We start from the raw sequence: 20,863 nt of genomic DNA, 5'->3' as shown, positions 1-20,863 counted from the left end.
AGATGAAGAAGTATCATATAAGTGGAAAGTTTATCATTTTATTCATGGCGGCAGTAATGGTGGTTGGATTTGCTATAGGCGCCAGGCCCTTGCTGAGCAGCTGGTGGCCTTCTTTGAAAGAACAGGCGCCGGTAGCGGAAGAAGCAACCCATTTTCAACGGGAGGATGCTGCGTTGCTCGGACAGATCATTGCTATTTACAGGCGTGTCGATACGTTGTCTGTGATTGATATGGGAGGCAGTATCCGGATCAGTGATCCGGCGGAGCCGACAGAAAATGTGAATGCCACATTTAATTATTGCAGGAGAAATGCAGAAATGTATTATCAGCTGGGCGATAATGAAATGATCCAGCTGAAAGACGTGTGTATTTCGGCTAACCGGGGAATTGAGAAACTATTTGTTTCACCTCCCAAAGAGGTAGTGGCGGCTCCCCAGTTAGCGGTGGATAGTATCATTGCACTCTGGGAGAGCGATAGCTATGCTATCAATTCCACGCACACCGATAATTTAACAACCGTGCAACTGCTTTGTGAACGCCATGTTACCTGTAAGGAATTGAAAATTACCTATGACCGTAGTGCGGGGAAATTGAACAGCATTTATATGCGTTTAACCAACCTGGAAGATCCGCTGAACAGGAAGATGGACAGGGAGATCACCACGGTTTTCAATAAATGGAATGAGGTGATTACAGATGGCCGCCGGCTTAGTTTGTCTACCTACCTGCAGAAGGAAGGAGCAGGCTGGAAACCTGCTGCGGCCTACAGTAATTTCAGATTAATATCAACGCTTTAAGTGTTAACCTATTCACCATTAATGCCCTTTACCTATGGGTTATAGAAAATTAAATATTCTCTGTTACAGTGTATGCTGTGCACTGTTGTTGCTGCTGGGAACGATTCATGTTGCCAGCGCGCAGGTAGAGTCCTACCAGAAACGGCTGCAGGGAAAGATAAAAAAAGGAGATACCCTTGTTATTAAGGATGAAAAATTCCGGAATGATGCCTTTGACTGGAAATCGATCAATAACAAGCTTGTAAATAATGTTGTTACTTTCGGATTGTACCGGGATTCTACCTACCGGATCGATAAGCCTTTCAAGTGTGAGCTTGATCTGAAAATAGAGTACTGGAGTCAGCCCGACCAGGACGACCCGATTACCATTGAGCATGCGCGGTTGAATATTAATTATGATACTGTGTGGTTGGCGCCCTACCAGGGAGAAAACATTTATTCCTTTACCAACGGCTATAAGGTAAAATTAACGGTCAATGATATCACGAGTAAAGAGCTGGGTACCGATCTGCCGGCAATTTTTTCGTTGAGGGGAGACGTGATAGTGGACCGGCAGTATACCTCCAACAAGGAAGAAGAATTGTCGATGACCGCATTTTTTAAATCCGGGGAAACGGCCACGGCTCCAAAGAAACAGGCGAAAGCAGCCATGGCGCCTATGGGCGCTACACCGAATACGCCGCCTTTAACGGGTATCATAAACGTTAACTGGAATGAGATTATACCCGGGCAGGAATATGATCTGGAGTGGACCTATATCGACGATGAATCCACCAATGGGCAGTTCATCACTGCAAACCGTTCTTCGATAACGGATGCGCAACTGGAAGCAATGTTCCGGAATAATTCCACCCGTATCACCACCGATCAGCATAACTACGATATCACGCTTTTGCATAGCAGCAAATACCTGTTGCTCCGTATCCGTTATGTGATCTATGTAAATGGTTTCCGGGAAGAACATCCCTGGGTTTACCAGACAAAGCTGGCAAGTGGGGAAGTAGCCAGGGTACTGGATCTGAGCTGGCATCAACCTGGGTTTAACTGGCAATTCAGCGCCAGTTATGCGGAAGGGGGTAAGAAAAAAGAAGTAGTCGCTTATTTTGATGGGATTTTAAAGAACCGGCAAACGGTTACCATCAACAACACGGATAAGAATGTAGTATTGCAGGAGAATGTGTACGACGAGTATGGAAGGGTAGCGGCTAATATTTTGCCTGCCCCTATTAACGCAACTGCTTTAACGTACTATGGGAGGCAAAATCTGAACGCCCTCAACAAAGTATATTCCTACAAGGACATTTACAACAACAGCACAGGTGTCTGTGTCGTAAAGCCAGCGCCATTGGGAACGACGGGGGGCGCCGGTATGTACTATTCATCCGCCAATCCTTTTAAAGCGACGGACGCATCGATGAACTATGTTCCTGATGCCAGCGGATATCCTTTTGCCATTACTGCCTATACCAATGATAATACCGGTCGTGTGCGGGTAAAGGGTGGAGTGGGAGATGTAATGCAGCCTAACCAGGACGAAGCATTGAATCATTCCACCAGGTACTTCTATGGAAAACCTGTGCAATGGGAACTGGACCGGCTTTTCGGTTCAAGCGCGGGAAAGGCTTCCCACTTTTTGAAGAATATGACCATTGACCCCAATGGACAGATCAGCATCAGCTATCTGAATTCTTCCGGTAAGCCGGTGGCCACTGCTTTAAGTGGGGGATCGCCCGATAATGTGTTGCCCCTGGCTTCGAAAGGCGTTTCAGAATTGGTGGATGTACCCGTGTTGGAACCGGAATCGTTTGTGTTTGATCCACAGGAACTGAAACTGAAGGGCGCCGCTACTTATCTCTGTGCGGTGCCGGATCATAATGCCAGCATCAGGTACCGGATAGATAAACTGATCAAGAAGTATAAAGAGAATGCGGTAGAGATCTGCAGTAATTGCTATTATGAACTGAAGATTGATGTATATGATGATTGTAATAACAAGGTAGACGCGAATATAACACCGATCAAGATTGGCAGTCTTACCCCCAACTGTGCGGACGATGGTAGTGTAGAAAACAGCTTTGTGGTAGACCTGGGAAAGGCCGGCGAGTATAGCATCCGCTTTGAATTGTCGCTGAATCCTGATGTCATTGCTGCCTATACTGACGACTTTATCAAGCGTAACACCAATTTGCAGCCGGAGTTCTATTTTATTATCAACCAACTGAGAACGACCGACTTCTCCGGCTGCGTGAGTGATTGTCATACTTGTGAAGTAGCGTTGGGTACTAAAGCGGAATTTCAACAGAAGGTATGGCAGAGAATCGCCGACAATCAGGTGAATGCGACCTTGTACACCAATGACATCAATAATTGGAGCGGCCCCTTGTACGACATATTGAAGATGAGGTGCACTATTGCCTTGTTGAACTGCGTACCTGATCCCTGTAAGGAGTTAAAAGAAACCCTGAAGCAGGATGTAAGTCCGGGTGGACAGTATGCGCAGTTCGACAGCTATGGCCGGCCGCTGGAACAGGCTGTGAATATACTGGCAATTTATTTCAGAACAATATTCCCGGTCGATACTGTTGGTGGTTCCAGTTATGAGTCAACCAGGATCATCAATGTTGATGGGATAAGTATATCGCCCTGTGATGCCAACTTTACATTGGAGGACCTGGTAAAGAACTGGAGACCGGAATGGGCAGATCTGTTTTTGCCATATCATTGGGAGTATTGTGCCCTGGAAAGCTGTGAAAGCTTGTCTGCTGTGAAGCGTTGGGATGAAAAGATCACTTCCTTGTGTTTAAAAGCATCGGACCTTCCTAAATATGTGGGTAGTAATTATGATCGTAATAATCCGACCTGGTTATTGAATGCCGATCCTTTTGCAACAAACACCGCGGCGCAGCCGTTCATTGGTAGTTTTGTGAACGATCTGAACAATTATTCCAGGAACCGGACGCCGTTTAAAAGCAGCACTTACAATAACAAGAATATCTGGCAGTATGTTGATTATCTGCTCTATTGTGCCGATAGCACAGGCAATACCAATGCTACTGCAGATGTAACTTTTGTATCCCGTTGGAATAATTGTGTACCACAAACGCAGTGCCGGGTACCTGACAGGGAATGGCTGGCTTATGCGGAGTATTATTTCCAGTTGAAGGAGATCTATTATCAACGTATCCGCGATGCCAGGTGCGGTGATATCTGTAAAATAGGTCGACCGCTGCCAATGCTGGGAGAAAGTTGTGCCACCGTGTCAGACTTTTCTTTTGCAGAAGATTCATTGGGCAATTGCAGTGCCGGAACAAAGCGGGTGCGGGTTAATTTTGAAGGAAACCGTTTTGCTACGGAAACGCGGGTGGCTGTCACATATTCCACAGGGACAACCAATACTTCAGAGATATTAATATTTGGTGCAGGAGATCGATATAAGACGATATGCATACCACAATATCTTCCTTTGAGTGTGTTAAAAGTAGATTCGGTTTATTGCAGGAACAGTGGGGCTGTGTCTTTCCCTCCGAAAGGGCCCGTTACGCTGCCATGCAGGACCGATTATACGGTGGAGGTGGATCAAATAATACATAGTACATTAGGTTATAAGATAACATTTTCGTCTCCGCTATCAACTGATGTTGAGTATGTATTTACTCTGAAAATTGGGACAAATCCAAACAATGTAGTTACTGTTAAGATGAACCCACCTGATCCGGTTTATTATGGGTCAGTCTATATTGGTACTGATAGTCCAACGCCGGCAGAACAGCAAATTACAGTACTTTCTTATACCTGTAACGACCCCACCGGCGGCTGTTCTCCTTTATTCAGGAATAAGATTTCCCGTATGGAGAGAATAGACTATGATCAGACTTTCTCCATGAATCCGGATTCTTTAAGGAACGATGGTTTTGCACAGATAGCGAACCTGGTGGCAGACAATTGTGCCAATAATGCAGATGTATGGATGTCGCAATTAGAGGAAGGACTGAGTGGCTATACTTCTATAAAAAGAGATGCGCTTCGTCAGAAATTGATTGAAGTGTGCAAACTGGGTGGGGATACTGCTCACTTAAACGGTGCGAGTGCGGCAGTGCCTACTGCTACTGCGGAGGGTTATCGTTCCTTTAAGGATGTGATGTTGGGTGTATTGGGCACGGGTAGTATTACAATGAAGAATAATCCCTGGATTCTTTCCGGGCCATATCCATTTAATGTGAAGGCACAAACAGCAGAAGCGGTTATCGGCAACACGAACCCGGCTATCTGCGCCCGTTTGAGTGCTTTGCAGGCAACCTATAACAGCAATGCTGCGGGACGCACATTCTTAAAATACCTTACAGATACGTATGGCAGTGCGATGAATCTCAAACAGGAGGAGTTGGATCAGCTGATAAAAAGTTGTGGTAACTGCCGGTATCTGCTGGCCAGCCAGCTTACACTGCCGGTATTCCTGGAAGTAAATACAAAAGGATGTATTACACCTGCTGAGTTCACTGCCGGAATGACGGCGCTTAACCAGGAGCCATGGTCAGGTGGACTGGATAACACGAAGGATAATTATGAAACCATTGTGGCCACTTATCTGAACCATCGCTGGGGCTTTTCACTCGGGTATTTGGATTATGATGACTACAGGCAGAAGGTAACGGCGGGTACTTCGGCGTTGCTCTGCAATGAGCCGGTGTTCAGGTCAGTAACCCCTGATCCTGCTGAGTGTTTGATGGGAATGATAGATGGAGCAATTGCGGGTGGTCGTCGTCGTTATGTTGTATATATTGATTCTGTACGACAGGATTTCCGTAGACAATACGTTACCGTATGTGCAGGTACAAAGGCTACCGCGAATCTGAAAACGCGACAACAGCTTTATCATTTCACGCTTTATTATTATGATCAGGCGGGTAACCTGGTGAGGACGGTACCTCCGGAAGGGGTGGATGTACTAAGTACGGAAAGATTGAATACCACCACCACGGAAGTTCCGGCTGACTTTACCTGTAACTACAATGGCGCTATCGTTAATACAAGTTTGCCATTGACATTGACAGAACTGACTAATTCATTGAATATTCAGACCGGTATATCGGTAGAAATGTGGATTAAAGGCCGGTCAACTGGAGCTACACAGGTGTTGACTCCTACCTCCAATAACAATTACTTCTTTACTACCTGCATTAGCAGCACCTATTGCTATGTCTCGATTTATAAGATGAATCCGGAGACTAATGCTATCAATATCGTGAACAGTAGTCATATAGCGGTGCCCATTACGGCTTTTAGAGGTGGCGACTGGCTGCACCTGGTAGTACAGGGAAGTAATTTGATGGATGGGGTACTGAGTACCTATGTAAATGGTCAATTACTGAATAGTGATACGAAAGCACCACCGGCGCCTTGCACCTGGGAGATTGTGGTTGGTACAGGTGGAGTATCTATCACCAGTGATCTCAGTGATCTGAAGCACTTAAGAACATATAACCGTCAGCTTACGGCTGATGAAATATGGACCAACTCCCAGGAGCCTTGTATGGCACAGATGGCGGGCCTGGACGCGAGGCGCTTCTGGGGGCGTTATAATGTACCGGCTAACGGTGCACCGGGAACAGTGGGCGGTCCGAACTCCAACATTGAAGTACGTCCTATGCCAGTGCAGCCTCAACACAGGCTTGCTACCGATTATGCCTATACTTCTTTAAACCAGGTATCGAAACAGAAGACTCCGGATGCCGGTGTCAGCGGTTTCTGGTACGATTACCTGGGGAGACTGATTGCCTCACGAAATGCAAAACAGTGGGCCCGAAATAACAATTATAACTATTCAGTATATGATGCACTTGGCCGTATTACAGAGAATGGCGAGGTTTTTAGTAATGTCAGTATTTTTGAACCCGGATTTATTACAGGCTATGGGGATTTATTGGTGAATCCGATTTCAAATCCTGAGCGCATTTATACCTTCTACGACAGCCCCATGCTGCCCTCCAGCTTGGGTACACAAGATAACCTTAGAAACAGGGTCTCCGCTCAGTACCGGTACGTTGCCGCCTCTACAGGAGGAACTACGACTGATAATTTTGTTTACAGCTATGATTTGCTTGGGAATGTGAAAACGTTCTGGCATGGGAATGGGTTGTACGACTACAAACAGACAGATTACAATTATGACCTGATCAGTGGAAAAGTGAATGCAGTTCGTTATCAGCCCGGAAAAGATGATCAGTTCTATTATGCCTATACATATGATGCGGAAAACAGGTTAGTAGAGGCAAAATCCGGTATCAACAGCGTATCTGTTGACAAGTGGGAGATTAGTGGTGCAGTTACAGATGCCTTCTATCGCTACTATAAACATGGCCCACTCAGCCGCATGGAGTATCTTCGTAATGCCATACAGGGTATCGATTACGCCTATACGTTGCAAGGTTGGTTGAAAGGTATTAACGGCAACTATCTCTCGCCAGCATCCGATATGGGAAGGGATGGTGACCCTTCGGGAACGAAGGCGCATTTTGCCAAAGACGTAGCCTCGTATACCCTGGATTACTTCCAGGGTGACTATACCCCTATTGGCAAGCCTCCCACTGTTACGAATCCGTTCGCATTGAAATGGGAGGGTAAGGCCGCTGATATTGCAGGGCAGGATTTGTATAATGGCAACATCGCCCGTTCAGAGCTTGCCCTGAAAGGCATAAACGGAGGAAATCCGATAGGCTATAGCTACCGCTACGACCAGTTGAACCGGTTACGAACCATGCGTCAGCATACACTAGCGGGAGGGGCCACCACCTGGGAAATGGGTACTACTCCTCCAACACCCTATGCAGAAGATATTACTTATGATGCCAGTGGTAATATTCTCACGTATAACCGTAATAATATGAGCGGTGCGCCGATGGACCGGCTCACTTATAACTATCCGCGGAATGGTGGTGGGCAGCTTACCCGTAACCGGTTGAGATATGTCAGGGATGGGATCACATTGCCACTTTATCCAGGTGTCGATATTGGAAATCAGGCTCCAGCTGTAGAAACAGCAAGTGAGATTGGGAATGTAGCGGGTGACGCCTACCAGTATGACGAAATTGGTAACCTGATAAAGGATGGAAACGACGTATCTGAAATAGAATGGAATATTATTGGAAAAATCAAGAGTTTTAAGAAAGGAACGCTTAAAACAGAGTATTTTTACGATCCGGCAGGTAACAGGTCCAGGAAAGTGGTGGAAACGTCTGCGCAAAACTTTACCACCACCGTCTATGAACGGGACGTAGCCGGTAATGTGTTGGCTACTTACGAATACAAAACAGGGTCAGCAGATATTACATGGAAAGAGCAGTATCTTTATGGTAGCAGCCGTCTGGGTGTGTGGAAGCCTAATATGAAATTGGGCTCTACCGCTACAAAGGATGCCCTGTGGACCGCAGTTAATAACCGGGAATACGAGATTACGAATCACCTGGGAAATGTGCTGACCACGATTACGGATAACAAGACACCAACCGGTAGCGTGTATGATGTGACGCTTAGCAGTGCCGTGGATTATTCGCCGTTTGGAATGCAGCTGGTTGGAAGGAAGATGAATGGAGGTGGGTATCGTTATGGGTTTAATGGGAAGGAGAATGATAATGAGGTGAAGGGAGAGGGGAATCAGTATGACTATGGATTTAGAATTTACAATCCTCAAATTGGTAGATTTTTATCTACAGATCCTTTAGCAAAAAAGTTTGCCTTTTATACGCCGTATCAATTTTCCGGAAATAAACCAACAGTAGCTGTTGATTTGGATGGTCAGGAAGATCATATATATACGATTTCATTTTTCAATAAACAAGGCCAGGCTGTATTTACAAGCTCTCATAATGAGGGTCAGGTAGTTGGGATGGATAGGAATGGCTATGAGGTGTATGATAGACCAGAGAAATTTGTTGCAGCTTATAATATCGCATTCATAGATGGAACGAGTTATAGCTTGATGCAATCATTTAACTCCTATAAAGAAATGCAAGGAGTTAAGCAATCTGGTTTTTATTCTCAAGCGGTTTCTTTATCACTATGGAAGGGGGTAGGTCTCGGTTCTGAATCATATTATGGTTCTGAAGCAGGCTACGCAATATATGGACTTTCCAAGATGGCGCTTTCCAAATTTGCTGTTCGCGAAGCAGCAAATGCGGCGACAAAAGCAGCTGTTGATAATACAATTGTAAAGAAATATGACCCAGAATTAATTGAACGAATACATTTAAGTGATGAGGTGCATTATAATTATGATGGTTATGAATTAGGATGGATTGTTAAAAAACCAGGTGGAGCAGTGTCGATAGAGCTATTGATACAGAAGCCGGTTCAGAAGATGGGGCTTGGAACAATGGTATTCAATGAAGCAGTAAAAGATGCTACACGGTTCGAAGGACTTTGGGTGGAAAGTGATATATATGGCGCTAAGGGTATGTCAGATAATTTAATTCAGTATAATAAAGCATTAGCTGATGGCTTAAGCCCAGAAAAAGCTGCGTTTAGTACTTGGTCTGGAGATCTTGCGAAAAAAGCGGGCTTTAATCATGTAAAAGTGACCCCATTGACAGGGGATGTTAAAGGAGTATCAGCTATTTTTACTAAATAGAATAATATGAACTATAGTATATTACTTTGTAGCGACGTAGTTCGGGCAAAGTGCCAAGTTGATCTTGAATACTTAAGCGGTTTAATTGTAGTTGAGGAAGGGAAGCTTTTCAAATTTTTAAGTGGTCTAGAACTTTCAACGTTAAGAACCTCCTTAGAGCAGAGTCTTAGTATGGAAATTTCTGATGTTGATTTAGATTTAAATCGCAAAGGAGTTTACGGGAAGTATGTTTTTGAGAATATAGAGATTAAGCTAAATTTGAGAGTGGATGCGCATCTAAGGATTGCAGTATTGATTTCTGTATATGACTATTTAAATAGAATTATACAATTGCATGGAAGACTATATATTCTAAATAGGACGTATTTGATGAAGAATGCTACTGAAGAAATCTTTATTGCCATAAATAAACTTGGGGGTGCATCACTTTTAGAAATAAAGTCCGCAATAGAGAAACTGTCTCTCGACTATCCTGGATTATTATCAATTGGTGAGTCTGAAATATATCGAAGCATTGAATTTTTCAAGCAGGAAGGATTGCTTGTTGAACTGAGAGCTGGTGAGTATGCATTAACCCCTCTTGGACTTATTTTTGCCAATTAACCTTGATTCTAGAATTGAGAACAAATAATGTTGATCGTATTTGATGCAAATTGCTGATTATAAATGCACCAAATAGCCGGAAATAGATTTTCCACCTGTTCTTTATTTTGTTGACGGCATCGTTATGGGTTTAACGGGAAGGAGAATGATAATGAGGTGAAGGGAGAGGGGAATGAAATTGATTTTGGAGCAAGGGTATATGATCCACGAATTGGTAGATTCCTGAGTGTAGATCCATTAATTAAAGATCAGCCATCATATTCATCATATCTTTTTGCTGGTAATCGGCCAATTAATCATGTTGATATTAATGGAGCCGTTGAAGGGGAGCCTGTACCGGAGGAGGGACGTCCCCATCTTCGAGCAATAATGGGCGGTTTAATATTGCCAATGAATATGGCTCCATATACCAGATACGGTATAAGTCGTGCGGGATATGAGTATGAGACTAATCCTTTAAGTACAGCGGAACAAATTAGGCAAGAGGAGGCGTTTAGGAGGGAAGAGTATATCAGAAACTCTTTAATGATAGGCGGAAAATGGGTGCCAAGATCGGAAGATGAAATACGTGATTTAAGATTTCAGGCTACTATGTCTGCTGTTAATAAGTTTAATGAAAGTTTGAAGCCACCTTTATATGGGACAAATATTTCATTACCTACTCAGTATATTAGGGAAACGAGAACTGATAGGCAAATATCGGGTGATTATTATGCCATTCCCAGTACTATTGTAAATGGTAGGTTCCAATCAAGAGGAAAGGGAATGACTGGGGAATATGATATAATAGTAACATTAGATGGTACTGTGAAGTTAGGAAGAGGACATTACTATCTTTCAATGTCTGCCAAGTATGTTCAGCTTGCAGGTACTGTTCAAATGTATGATGGTAAAGTAAAATCAATTACAAATCTTTCCGGACATTATCTTCCAAGTGAAGAAGAAACAAAAAATTTTGGGAAAATATTAAAGCGTTATGGTGTGAAAGTATCCGGGGCTTCACTTCATACATATAAAGTAGAGAACGAAAGAACAGTAAAAGTGGGTAAAACAAAAATTGATTAACTAATATGATGGATGATAGAATTAAGCAATTGTCAGATTATATTTCTTATCACTCAGCGAGAGAAGCAGCCAGTTTTCCTATTGACAGATATTTTTTAGAGCCTTATATAAATGAAATACTTGGATTTAATAGAAATGATTACATACTTTATAATTTTGAAAAGGGGGATATTACTTATTCTAAGGTTTTAATGTTATGTCTTCCCGATTTGTGGGAAAATATAACAGTAGACGATTTAATTTTGATTATTGATCGATTTACCAATGATTTTTCTTATTACGCGTTACTGGTATTTACATCTGCGTATTTAGAAATTGACCTCATACCATTGATTTTGGGGCTGGATACAGTTTCTTCTGAAAGACGGAAAGAGATTAAGAGATTTTTATTAAGCCAGTACCCCAATTTATTACGCTCCGAGGAGGATATATTTTGGAATCATGAAGAAATATTAGGCATTCATATTAGCGATTGGGAGTATAATAAGCAGAAGTTTTTATTAGATACTCGTATTCTTCCTGCTAAAAGGACAATGGATGAGTTAAGAGAGTATATATTTAATTTAGACATTTAGAAGAATTTAGTTCTTTAAATGCCCAGTCGCAAGGCTGGGCATTTATTTATAGACGTTCTTTGAGCGGGCGATCAGGTAGGGTTGGGAAATGAGATTTGGTAAAAGGATATCGTTATGGGTTTAATGGGAAGGAGAATGATAATGAGGTGAAGGGAGAGGGAAATCAGCAGGATTATGGGATGAGGATTTATGATCCGAGGATAGGTAAGTTCTTAAGTGTGGATCCATTGACGTCTACTTATCCAGCAATTACTCCATATCAGTTTGCGCTAAATAGTCCAATTGCACGGCAGCATCTCATCACGTTCATACTTACCCACGACAGGATAAGAAGTCTTCATTTGCTTTGCTAATTCTTGCTGGGAAAGGCTTTTAGCTTCCCTGCACTCTCTAACTCTTTTACCGAAAGTAGCCATTTTTAAACTGATCTATAGCATATTGATACCCAGATATAGTTAGATTCCAGTTCTGGGCACAAGAGGCTTGTAAGTAATTGACTTACAAGCCTTTTTTGTTAAATGCTGATACAATTTCTTTGATTACTATCAGCAGTATACCTGACGAGCATCATTAAAAAGTCGCGTTTTTGATTCTACTTTAGAGCAGGAATTGCGCTAAAGTAATTAAAGAAAAATGAAAAAGCTATTCGCCATATTTCTGGTAGTAGTATACACGAATGTTGCACTTGGCGTGGCTATCAATTTTCATTACTGTTGCGGACACCTGGCAAAAATTTCGATTTTAAATTTTGGGGATAAGAAAGGCTGTGGATGCAATCCTGAAGGTACACTAAAAGGTTGTTGTAAAGACAAAATGCATATTGCAAAGACCGATAACCATAAAATCAGTGTTCTGCAGCTTTCTTTTGTGGAAAAGCCAATTTTGTATACTGCTGAATTACCTCCAGTTAATAACTATAGCTGTCATCTAGTCCCCGAACGCACTATCCCATATCATATCTTCTGTTTCGTCAAGCGAAGCTCTCCTCAACCTATCTTCCTCCTTGTGCAGGTTTTCCGGATCTGATACTTCTCTGTTAAGATGATGCCGAAAATCAGATCACTGGTATTGGTCATTAATGACATTAACAGTATAACTAAAATTTAAATATTTAGAAAATGAAAAATTTACTTCTCCTGCTGGCAAGTAGCCTTTTTACAATTTCCACAGCCATGGCGCAAAAAGACAGTAGCGGTATTTATCAAACTGCCACTGACTTTCAGCATAAGAAACTGACTTATGCTATTAATTACAAAACAGAAAAGCACAAAATCAGCACTAATATTCTATTTGATGGCAATGAAATAAAGATCAAACACGATGGTCGATCTTATACAATGGATAAAGATGCGACTTATGGATTTAAAGATACAAAGGGAAATGTATTCAGATTTGTTGATAGGAAGGAATACAGAGTCCTCAATCCCGAAGAAACTATATTGATATATGAATTTAAGCATCTGGCACACTCACCAAAAGAATCAGAAAAGTACCAGCCGGAATATTTCTTCAGCAAGGATGCTGCTTCTGCACCACAGCCTTTGACAAAAGCGAACCTGAAAGCTGCTTCCCCTAATAATCATAAGTTTCATCACGCGTTAGATCTTCAATTCAGGAAAGATGAAGAGCTGATTGAATATGATAGCTATCATAAAATATATAAGTTAAACCAGGTTTATACAGATAATCAGTGACAACATAAGAAGTTGCTCAGGGTGGGAATAGGAAAAATTAAGCAATGGGATTAAGCAAAGCCGGCCCAGGTGGAAAGTAAACGTACTAACCCATGACGGGTGTCGTGAAATAAACAATCGAAAGATTGCGCAGGTAGCAAAGCTTGCCGGCGCTCCGGAGACACCGGAGGCCGGCGTTGATCTCCGTGTTCAGTTAAAGGAAAAGGTAGAAAGTGGTTAATCTAGCCCAATTCACTGGTGAAACGATATTATGTTGCCCCTCAAAAAAGCGGTGATACCACTATTTTCGTAGCTATCGATTCCATTTCTATTCAAAAGTTCGATAATATTACTATTTAAGCCTCTTATCACGGCATCGACTCTGCTAAAGTACGGCTGTGTGGCTTTCGTTGGGGAAACAGCCCCGACTCATCCATGATGTATAATATCCTGGAAGTAACATCACCAGATTCGTTTTATGCTTCTTTAAAAGGTATAGGACAAGGTAGGACCATTTATTGTAGAGCCTTTATTGTAGCTGATAGTGGGCAAATTATCTATGAAAGTAAAACAGAGAAAATCACAGCAGGAGGACTAACAAAACTTTGGGAAAAGGAATACACGGATGGAAGGATCAAGGAGATCTTACAGGTATTGCCGACAACCGATAATGCATTTATTATACTGGCGAAAATGTATGATAACACTATAGCCTGGCCAAGGCTCGTTAAAATCGACACATCCGGTAATGTACAATGGGACATGCAATACCATGAACATGAACAGTGGACACCTACACAGCTAATGAAAGTAAAGGATGGCTACATTTTGGCAGCCACATACCAATACCTGTATACGCCATGAGTGGCTATTGTTAAACTTGATGTCAACGGGAACCGGATGTGGGAAAAGAATATCGATATCAATGCCATGCAGCGATTTGTCCGTTTTCAGTTATTAAAGGAAGATGTTTTTAAAGTGACCGTAAGAACTATTACAGGTTACTCACCTAATCCCCTGAATCCGACTTTAACAGACTGTTGGTATGATCTGCAGGGTAATATGCTTTTAGAGTGGAGTACACCTAATTACAATAAATTCAATGAGGGATTATACATTTATAAAATGGCTACTGCTCCAGACTCATCTTTTATGGCTGCTAACCCTTACTATTATTATAACCCTCCCGGCTCCACGAATATGACAGGAGACGCGATTCTTCATTATTTCGATAAAAAAAATCAACTGCGCTGGGAGAGAATCTACGGTAAAACCGGCTATGATACGCCTGTCAGTCTGGAAATTACTTCGGAAGGTAATTTCTCCATTTTAGGATATACTAATTCTTACAATAACCAAACAAGCCTTTGGCTATTTCAGGTTGATAAAACAAATGGTGACGTGTTATGGGAGCAAACTTACTTTAACTCCAAATATGGCATTAATGGGAAGGTATATCCAACCAGTATTTATATGGGAAATCATGATCAACACTACATTACAGGCTATGTATCCGATAATGATTATGGTTCCTCTTCTGCTTATATACTAAAGGTAGACGAACGAGGACATTACATATGGGATTATACGTTTGAAGACTCCGAGATGCGGTACAGTCAGGGAGAGTACATATTCGTGAACACTTCCAGGGAAATATATGTATTCGGTACAAGGAAATTTGATAGAGATGCACCACGCTCTATTTATTTGACAAAATGGAAAGAGTTTTAAGATGAAATTCTTTGGACAGAACTACCTCCCTCTGTCACGTTCTCCTATTTCCCCTTTTTTCTCTGAATTTTTAGTAACTTCCCCACAGATGAACCCCAAAATCCATTAACATTTAATCTACCCCAAAATGTTTTCTAAAGTACCCAATCAATCACCAGGGACTGTACACCCACAGCCTACCCCTTTTTTCAGTGCTAAAAACGATCACCTGCAATCTGTGAAACCCGCCTTTTTTCAGCCCCGGCTAAAGGTCGGACAACCGGATACCCCGCTGGAAAAAGAGGCGGACGCCGTAGCTGATGCCGTTACCCAGCCTGCCGCTATGGACCTTAAAATAAATAATGGCCACAGCACATCCCTGCAACGAAAATGTAAAGCATGCGAACATGAAGACGAGCTGAGCCGCAAAGAGATCGGCGGCGCGGAAGCCGCTGCTCCATCCACAGACATGATAAATGAAGTGATTTCCACTGGCGGGCAGCCACTGAATAACACCATCCAGCGGCAAATGTCACAGAAAATAGGCTACGACTTTAGCAATGTAGTGCTGCATACAGATAATAAAGCTGCGCAGTCGGCGGAAGCTGTCAACGCCCGGGCCTACACGCTGGGCAATCATGTTGTATTCAATGAACAGGAATACAATCCTCATTCCCGGGAAGGACAACATCTACTGGCGCATGAGCTTACGCATGTAGTGCAGCAAAACGTTACAGCGCCGGCCACGGTACAACGCCAGATCGCCGGTACGCCGGGAGGGCCGGATCCCTGCTTTAATTTGCTCCAGGAGATCATTGCTTTGCTGGATGAAGTTGCACACCGTATTATGGACGCTGAAAACGACCCTCATGGCCTCTTTGGCAGGAGTACCCCACATCCCGATTATGGAAGCTGGGATGGGCACCGCGACCGTTTTAATTATGACCGTGGCCGCCTGCGCACCAAACTGGGAGAATGGGATATCAACGACAGGTGCCGGGGCTACCAGTTAACCAGGGAGCAAGCGCAGGATCTTGCTGAAGCAAGGGAATTTGCTGAAAGAGAGTTTCCCTCAAGGCCGCTCCCTGCTATGCGCCGGGAAGGAGCGCCCGTAACGGCTTCACCAAGCCCCGACACAAGCCCGGAATTACGGCAACGGGTAGAGCGATTCCTGATCAATATCGGCATCCCGGCTTTCGCTCTTGGAGGAATGGTTGTATTAGTGATGGCTGCTTTAGCAGACCCCGAGCCTGTATCCAAATTAGGACTGATTATAGGCACCGCAAGCGCCGCGGCTTTATTAATATTCCTGGGTGGAGATTCATCCTCCTCCACATCCGGAGGCCCTGTTGCCAGCGAAGATCATGCAACCACAGACGATAGCGCCGCTGCATAAATATACCCACGAAATTACAGCGGGTGTATCTGAACATTGATACACCCGCTTCTTCCTTTAGTACTGATTTTTATGTAAATTAGTAATCAGCGACAGGCTTATACCCCGATATTTTCCATTACCCCAAAGTATGTTTACAATTTAATCCCTTTATGAAAAATTTATATGTAGTATCTGTTATTTCAGGCTGCCTGATGGCCTGCAATTACGGACGCCCGATCAAAGAGGTAAAAAGCATGGCGAATACCATTGCTTGCGTAGTTCCTGCCACCACTGACAAAGAATGGTATACATCCGGAAAGAAAGCGCCGCTGTTTGATGGTTTGCAAGGGATTCATTTCACGATTTCAACATCCGTGAAAGCAGCACAGGTTTATTTTAACCAGGGAATGATGCTGTCCTATGGATTTAACCATGCAGAAGCAGCCCGTTCTTTCTTTGAAGCTACCCGGCTGGATTCAACGTGTGCCATGGCGTACTGGGGCCTTGCATATGTACTGGGACCCAATTACAATGCCGGCATGGAATCCGATAATTTTCAGCGCGCTTACGAAGCAGTTGTGAAGGCACAAGCGCTTTCCCATCAAAGCAGCGCAAAAGAGCAGGCCCTCATTGCCGCTTTGACCACCAGGTACGTTAAAGAGCCACCGGCTGATCGCAGCGCCCTGGACAGTGCCTATGCAACAGCCATGAAAAAAGTGTATACGCGATTTCCCGATGATCCGGATATCGGTGCTTTATACGCAGAGGCGATGATGAACCTGCATCCCTGGGATTTGTATGAAAAAAGAACACAAGCGCCCAAAGCATGGACCCCCGCGATAGTAGCGGTACTGGAACACCTGATGAAACTTCACCCCACTCATCCCGGCGCGCATCACTTTTATATTCATGTAATGGAAGCCTCTTCGCAGCCGGAAAAAGCTTTGCATAGTGCAAAATTACTGGATACGCTGGTGCCCGGCGCCGGGCATTTGTTACACATGCCTTCACATGTCTATATCCGTACCGGCGATTATCATGAAGGTTCACTGTCAAATATCCGCGCTTTGGCAACAGATAGTGTGTATACAATTGCATGTCATGCACAGGGCGCTTACCCTTTGGCGTACTACCCGCATAATTATCACTTTCTGGCGGCTACTGCCACACTGGAAGGCCATTCCACACTGGCCTGGCAAACCGCTGTCAGGTTGCAGCAACATACCTCCAAAGAGATTATGAGCATGCCTGGCTGGGGCACTTTGCAGCACTACTATACCATCCCGTTTTATATTGCCGCGAAGTTATCGATGTGGGATACCATACTGGCGCTTCCATCACCGGAAAATAACCTGGTGTATCCCCGGGCCATCTGGCATTACGCAAAAGGACTGGCTTTTTTGGGCAGGCATGAGGTAACAAAGGCCCAAAAAGAACTGGATAGCCTGCATGTACTTGCTGCTGATACCATCCTGCGAAGTCTGACGATCTGGAATATCAATACTTCGGCCGACCTGGTACAAATTGCCGGAAAGGTGTTAGCTGCGGGCATCGCAGTTCAGCAACAGTCATTCGACACAGCTATTTCATTGTTAAAGGAGGCCGTGGCTATGGAAGACCACCTCAACTACAACGAGCCGCCAGATTGGTTCTTCTCCGTGCGGCATCATTTAGGCGCTGTGCTGCTCAAAGCAGGACAATACCGGCAGGCAGAGATAGTTTACCGGAAAGACCTGGAAATTTGGAGGAAAAATGGATGGGCATTGATCGGTTTACATAATGCGCTGGTTTTGCAGAAGAAAAATAAGGAGGCGAAAGAAGTATTAGCTGCATTTGAATCCGCCTGGCAATATGCAGATGTAAAAATTAATTCATCGTCGAATATAGCCCCGTAGGAACCTTTCATCTCCTGCCTGATTGTTACGGTGTCCATTTTCAGACACCCGTGTTCGTATCCGGACAGATACATGAAAACAAAATACTCATAGAACGTCTACCAGTAAGTATTACAGGAATGGCAGCATTATTGTTTTTCAACGGTAAATCAGTTAGCCATGTTAAGAAATCATACCAAGGTTGCCTGGAGAAACCTTTTGAAGAACAAAACGTTTTCGTTCATCAATATCGTGGGACTATCTACCGGTATGGCGGTGGCCCTGCTGATCGGTTTGTGGATACATGACGAGCTGACATTCAGTAAAAATCACGCGAATTACGACCGTATTGTGGCGGTAATGCAGCATCAGACCTTTAATGGGGTGGTAGGTACCCAAACGGCTAACCCTTATCTGCTGGGTGAAGAGATCCGGGATAAGTACGGCAGCGATTTCAAGTATGTTGTAATGGCTTCGTGGGAAAATAAGCATGTACTGGCTTATAATAACAATGCTGTTTCCAAAACAGGGAATTATTTTGAGCCGGATTTTCCGGAGATGCTTACGCTTAAAATGCTGAAGGGCACCCGTGGCGGGTTGAAGGATCCGGCTTCTATCCTGTTGTCTGCGTCTACAGCAAAGGCATTGTTCGGGGAGATGGATCCAATCGATAAGCTGGTGAAAATGGATAACGGAACAGCCGTGAAAGTGACCGGGGTATATGAAGATCTTCCGTACAACTCTGCCTTCAGGAACCTGGATTTTATGGCGCCGTGGGCCTTATACCTGAGCAACCAGCCCTGGATCAGGGAAATGGAAAACCCCTGGCGGTCTAATTTCACGCAAACCTATGCACAGCTTGCTGATCATGCGGACCTCGAAAAAGTATCCGCTAAAATAAAAGATGTGAAACTGCGCAAAGTACGTGCAGCAGACGCTGCTTTTAAACCGGAGGTTTTTCTTCATCCCATGAGCAAGTGGCATTTATATGCCGATTGGGAGAACGGAAAGAATATTGGTGGCAGGATCCAGTTTGTATGGCTTTTCGGGATTATTGGCGTATTTGTGCTGTTGCTGGCGTGTATCAACTTTATGAACCTGAGCACCGCCCGCTCTGAAAAGAGGGCCAAAGAAGTGGGCATCCGCAAGGCGGTAGGTTCCCTTCGTGGTCAGCTGATCATGCAGTTTTTCAGTGAATCCCTTCTGCTGGCTGCGATCGGTTTTGTAGGAGCGCTGGTGCTGGTACAGGCCGGATTACACGCATTTAACGACGTAGCCGATAAAAAGGTAAGCATACCCTTTGGCAGCCCGGTATTCTGGCTGGTTGGTCTTGCTGTTACGCTCTTCACCGGTTTAATTGCGGGCAGTTACCCGGCGTTATATCTTTCTTCCTTTGAACCGGTAAAAGTACTGAAAGGTACTTTCCGCGCCGGACGTTATGCTGCCATTCCGCGGAAAGCCCTTGTGGTGACACAGTTTACCGTATCGGTGATCCTTATTATCGGGACAATTGTAGTATTCAGGCAGATCCATTTCGCTAAAAACCGGCCCACCGCCTATAGCCGGGAGGGATTGCTCCTTATCCCGGTGTCTACATCGGCATTGAAAGATCATTTCGAGCTTATCAGGAATGAGCTGGTGGCTTCAGGTGCTATTACGGAGATGTCTTATTCTTCCGCGCCTACAACAGATGTGGACGCAATCAACAATGGATATACCTGGAAAGGCATGGCGCCAGGAGCGCAGGGAAATTTTGGAGCGGTAAGCGTTACACATGATTTCGGAAAAACGATTAACTGGCAGATCATTTCAGGGCGCGACTTTTCAAGGGATTTTGCTTCTGATACCACGGCTATGATCCTGAATGAATCGGCTGTTAAGTTCATGGGCCTTAAAAATCCCATAGGAGAAATTGTAAAAAAAGATGGCCAACCTTTTACGGTGATTGGCGTGATAAAAGACATGGTGATGCAGTCGCCATATAAGCCGGTTTTCCGTACTGTTTTTACATTGGATTACAACGCGGCCAATATCATCAATGCCAGGATAAATCCGGCTAAACAAACGGCTGATGCGCTTGCCCGGATCGAGGACGTTTTTAAAAAGTATAACCCGGGTATTCCTTTCGTTTACAGGTTTGTGGACGATGAGTATGCCACTAAGTTTGATGCGGAACAACGCATCGCTAAATTGTCGAGCTTCTTCGCAGTGCTGGCAATATTTATCAGTTGCCTGGGGCTTTTTGGCATGGCGTCTTTCATGGCAGAGCAACGGGTAAAAGAGATAGGGGTGCGGAAAGTGATGGGGGCCTCCGTTTTCAATTTATGGCGTTTAATGACAAAGGACTTTGTTCTGCTGGTTGTTATTGCTTTGGTGATAGCGGTGCCGGTGGCTTGTTATTTTATGAATAGTTGGCTGCAGCGTTACGAATACCGCACGGAAATATCCTGGTGGATCATTGTGGCAGCTTCTGTGGGAGCGCTGTTAATCGCCTTGCTGACGGTGAGCTACCAGTCGGTGAAGGCGGCGCTGATGAACCCTGTGAAGTCGCTGAGATCAGAATAG

12 protein-coding genes and 2 pseudogenes are annotated in these 20,863 nt (G+C 44.0%); 13 read left to right on the top strand and 1 reads right to left on the bottom strand.

Going from position 1 to position 20,863, the window contains the following annotated elements; translation table 11 throughout:
* The first annotated feature begins 2 nt into the window (after window positions 1-2).
* The 6 genes and pseudogenes from B5Z18_RS01130 to B5Z18_RS33020 all read left to right on the top strand — a co-directional run.
* Window positions 3-797 (top strand): hypothetical protein, encoded by a 795-nt coding sequence (locus B5Z18_RS01130; RefSeq protein ID WP_079467577.1) that lies wholly within the window; start codon window positions 3-5, stop codon window positions 795-797.
* A gap of 34 nt (window positions 798-831) precedes the next feature.
* The gene (locus tag B5Z18_RS01125; protein WP_143313459.1) at window positions 832-9,420 is read left to right on the top strand and encodes an RHS repeat domain-containing protein; all 8,589 of its coding nucleotides are present in this window, start codon (window positions 832-834) and stop codon (window positions 9,418-9,420) included.
* A 6-nt stretch (window positions 9,421-9,426) separates the two neighbouring features.
* Window positions 9,427-10,023, top strand: a complete 597-nt coding sequence (locus tag B5Z18_RS01120) for a hypothetical protein (protein WP_079467575.1) — start codon at window positions 9,427-9,429, stop codon at window positions 10,021-10,023.
* A gap of 132 nt (window positions 10,024-10,155) precedes the next feature.
* A pseudogene (locus B5Z18_RS01115) lies at window positions 10,156-11,088 on the top strand (RHS repeat domain-containing protein); the annotation flags it as partial.
* A gap of 5 nt (window positions 11,089-11,093) precedes the next feature.
* Window positions 11,094-11,663: a hypothetical protein gene (locus B5Z18_RS01110; RefSeq protein WP_079467573.1), complete on the top strand. Its 570-nt coding sequence runs from the start codon at window positions 11,094-11,096 to the stop codon at window positions 11,661-11,663.
* 95 nt (window positions 11,664-11,758) lie between these two features.
* A pseudogene (locus B5Z18_RS33020) lies at window positions 11,759-11,938 on the top strand (RHS repeat-associated core domain-containing protein); the annotation flags it as partial.
* On the opposite strand, the gene B5Z18_RS33015 reads toward B5Z18_RS33020, so the two are convergent.
* Window positions 11,933-12,079 (bottom strand): helix-turn-helix domain-containing protein, encoded by a 147-nt coding sequence (locus B5Z18_RS33015; protein ID WP_079467571.1) that lies wholly within the window; start codon window positions 12,077-12,079, stop codon window positions 11,933-11,935. The pseudogene B5Z18_RS33020 and the gene B5Z18_RS33015 overlap by 6 nt on opposite strands.
* Window positions 12,080-12,296: 217 nt before the next feature.
* Here B5Z18_RS33015 and B5Z18_RS33075 point away from each other — a divergent pair, with 217 nt between their 5' ends.
* The 7 genes from B5Z18_RS33075 (at window position 12,297) to B5Z18_RS01065 (ending at window position 20,863) form a co-directional block, all read left to right on the top strand.
* Window positions 12,297-12,689 (top strand): HYC_CC_PP family protein, encoded by a 393-nt coding sequence (locus B5Z18_RS33075; RefSeq protein WP_079467570.1) that lies wholly within the window; start codon window positions 12,297-12,299, stop codon window positions 12,687-12,689.
* Window positions 12,690-12,781: 92 nt separating this feature from the next.
* Entirely contained in the window at window positions 12,782-13,357 is a 576-nt protein-coding gene (locus B5Z18_RS01090) for a hypothetical protein (protein WP_079467569.1), read from the top strand.
* 414 nt (window positions 13,358-13,771) lie between these two features.
* Window positions 13,772-14,200: a hypothetical protein gene (locus B5Z18_RS01085; RefSeq protein ID WP_079467568.1), complete on the top strand. Its 429-nt coding sequence runs from the start codon at window positions 13,772-13,774 to the stop codon at window positions 14,198-14,200.
* The gene (locus B5Z18_RS01080) at window positions 14,201-15,067 is read left to right on the top strand and encodes a hypothetical protein (RefSeq protein ID WP_143313458.1); all 867 of its coding nucleotides are present in this window, start codon (window positions 14,201-14,203) and stop codon (window positions 15,065-15,067) included.
* Window positions 15,068-15,194: 127 nt separating this feature from the next.
* Complete coding sequence (locus B5Z18_RS01075; RefSeq protein ID WP_079467566.1) at window positions 15,195-16,442, top strand: eCIS core domain-containing protein; 1,248 nt, start codon at window positions 15,195-15,197, stop codon at window positions 16,440-16,442.
* A gap of 152 nt (window positions 16,443-16,594) precedes the next feature.
* A complete protein-coding gene (locus B5Z18_RS01070; RefSeq protein ID WP_079467565.1) occupies window positions 16,595-18,319 on the top strand; it encodes a tetratricopeptide repeat protein in 1,725 nt (574 codons plus the stop codon).
* 159 nt (window positions 18,320-18,478) lie between these two features.
* On the top strand, window positions 18,479-20,863 hold the full coding sequence (locus B5Z18_RS01065; RefSeq protein WP_079467564.1) for an ABC transporter permease: 2,385 nt from the start codon (window positions 18,479-18,481) through the stop codon (window positions 20,861-20,863).

Source organism: Chitinophaga ginsengisegetis, assembly GCF_900168065.1.
Taxonomy (GTDB): domain Bacteria; phylum Bacteroidota; class Bacteroidia; order Chitinophagales; family Chitinophagaceae; genus Chitinophaga; species Chitinophaga ginsengisegetis.
Note: the sequence above shows the minus strand (reverse complement) of the source record. Positions and strands in the feature narration are given on the sequence as shown.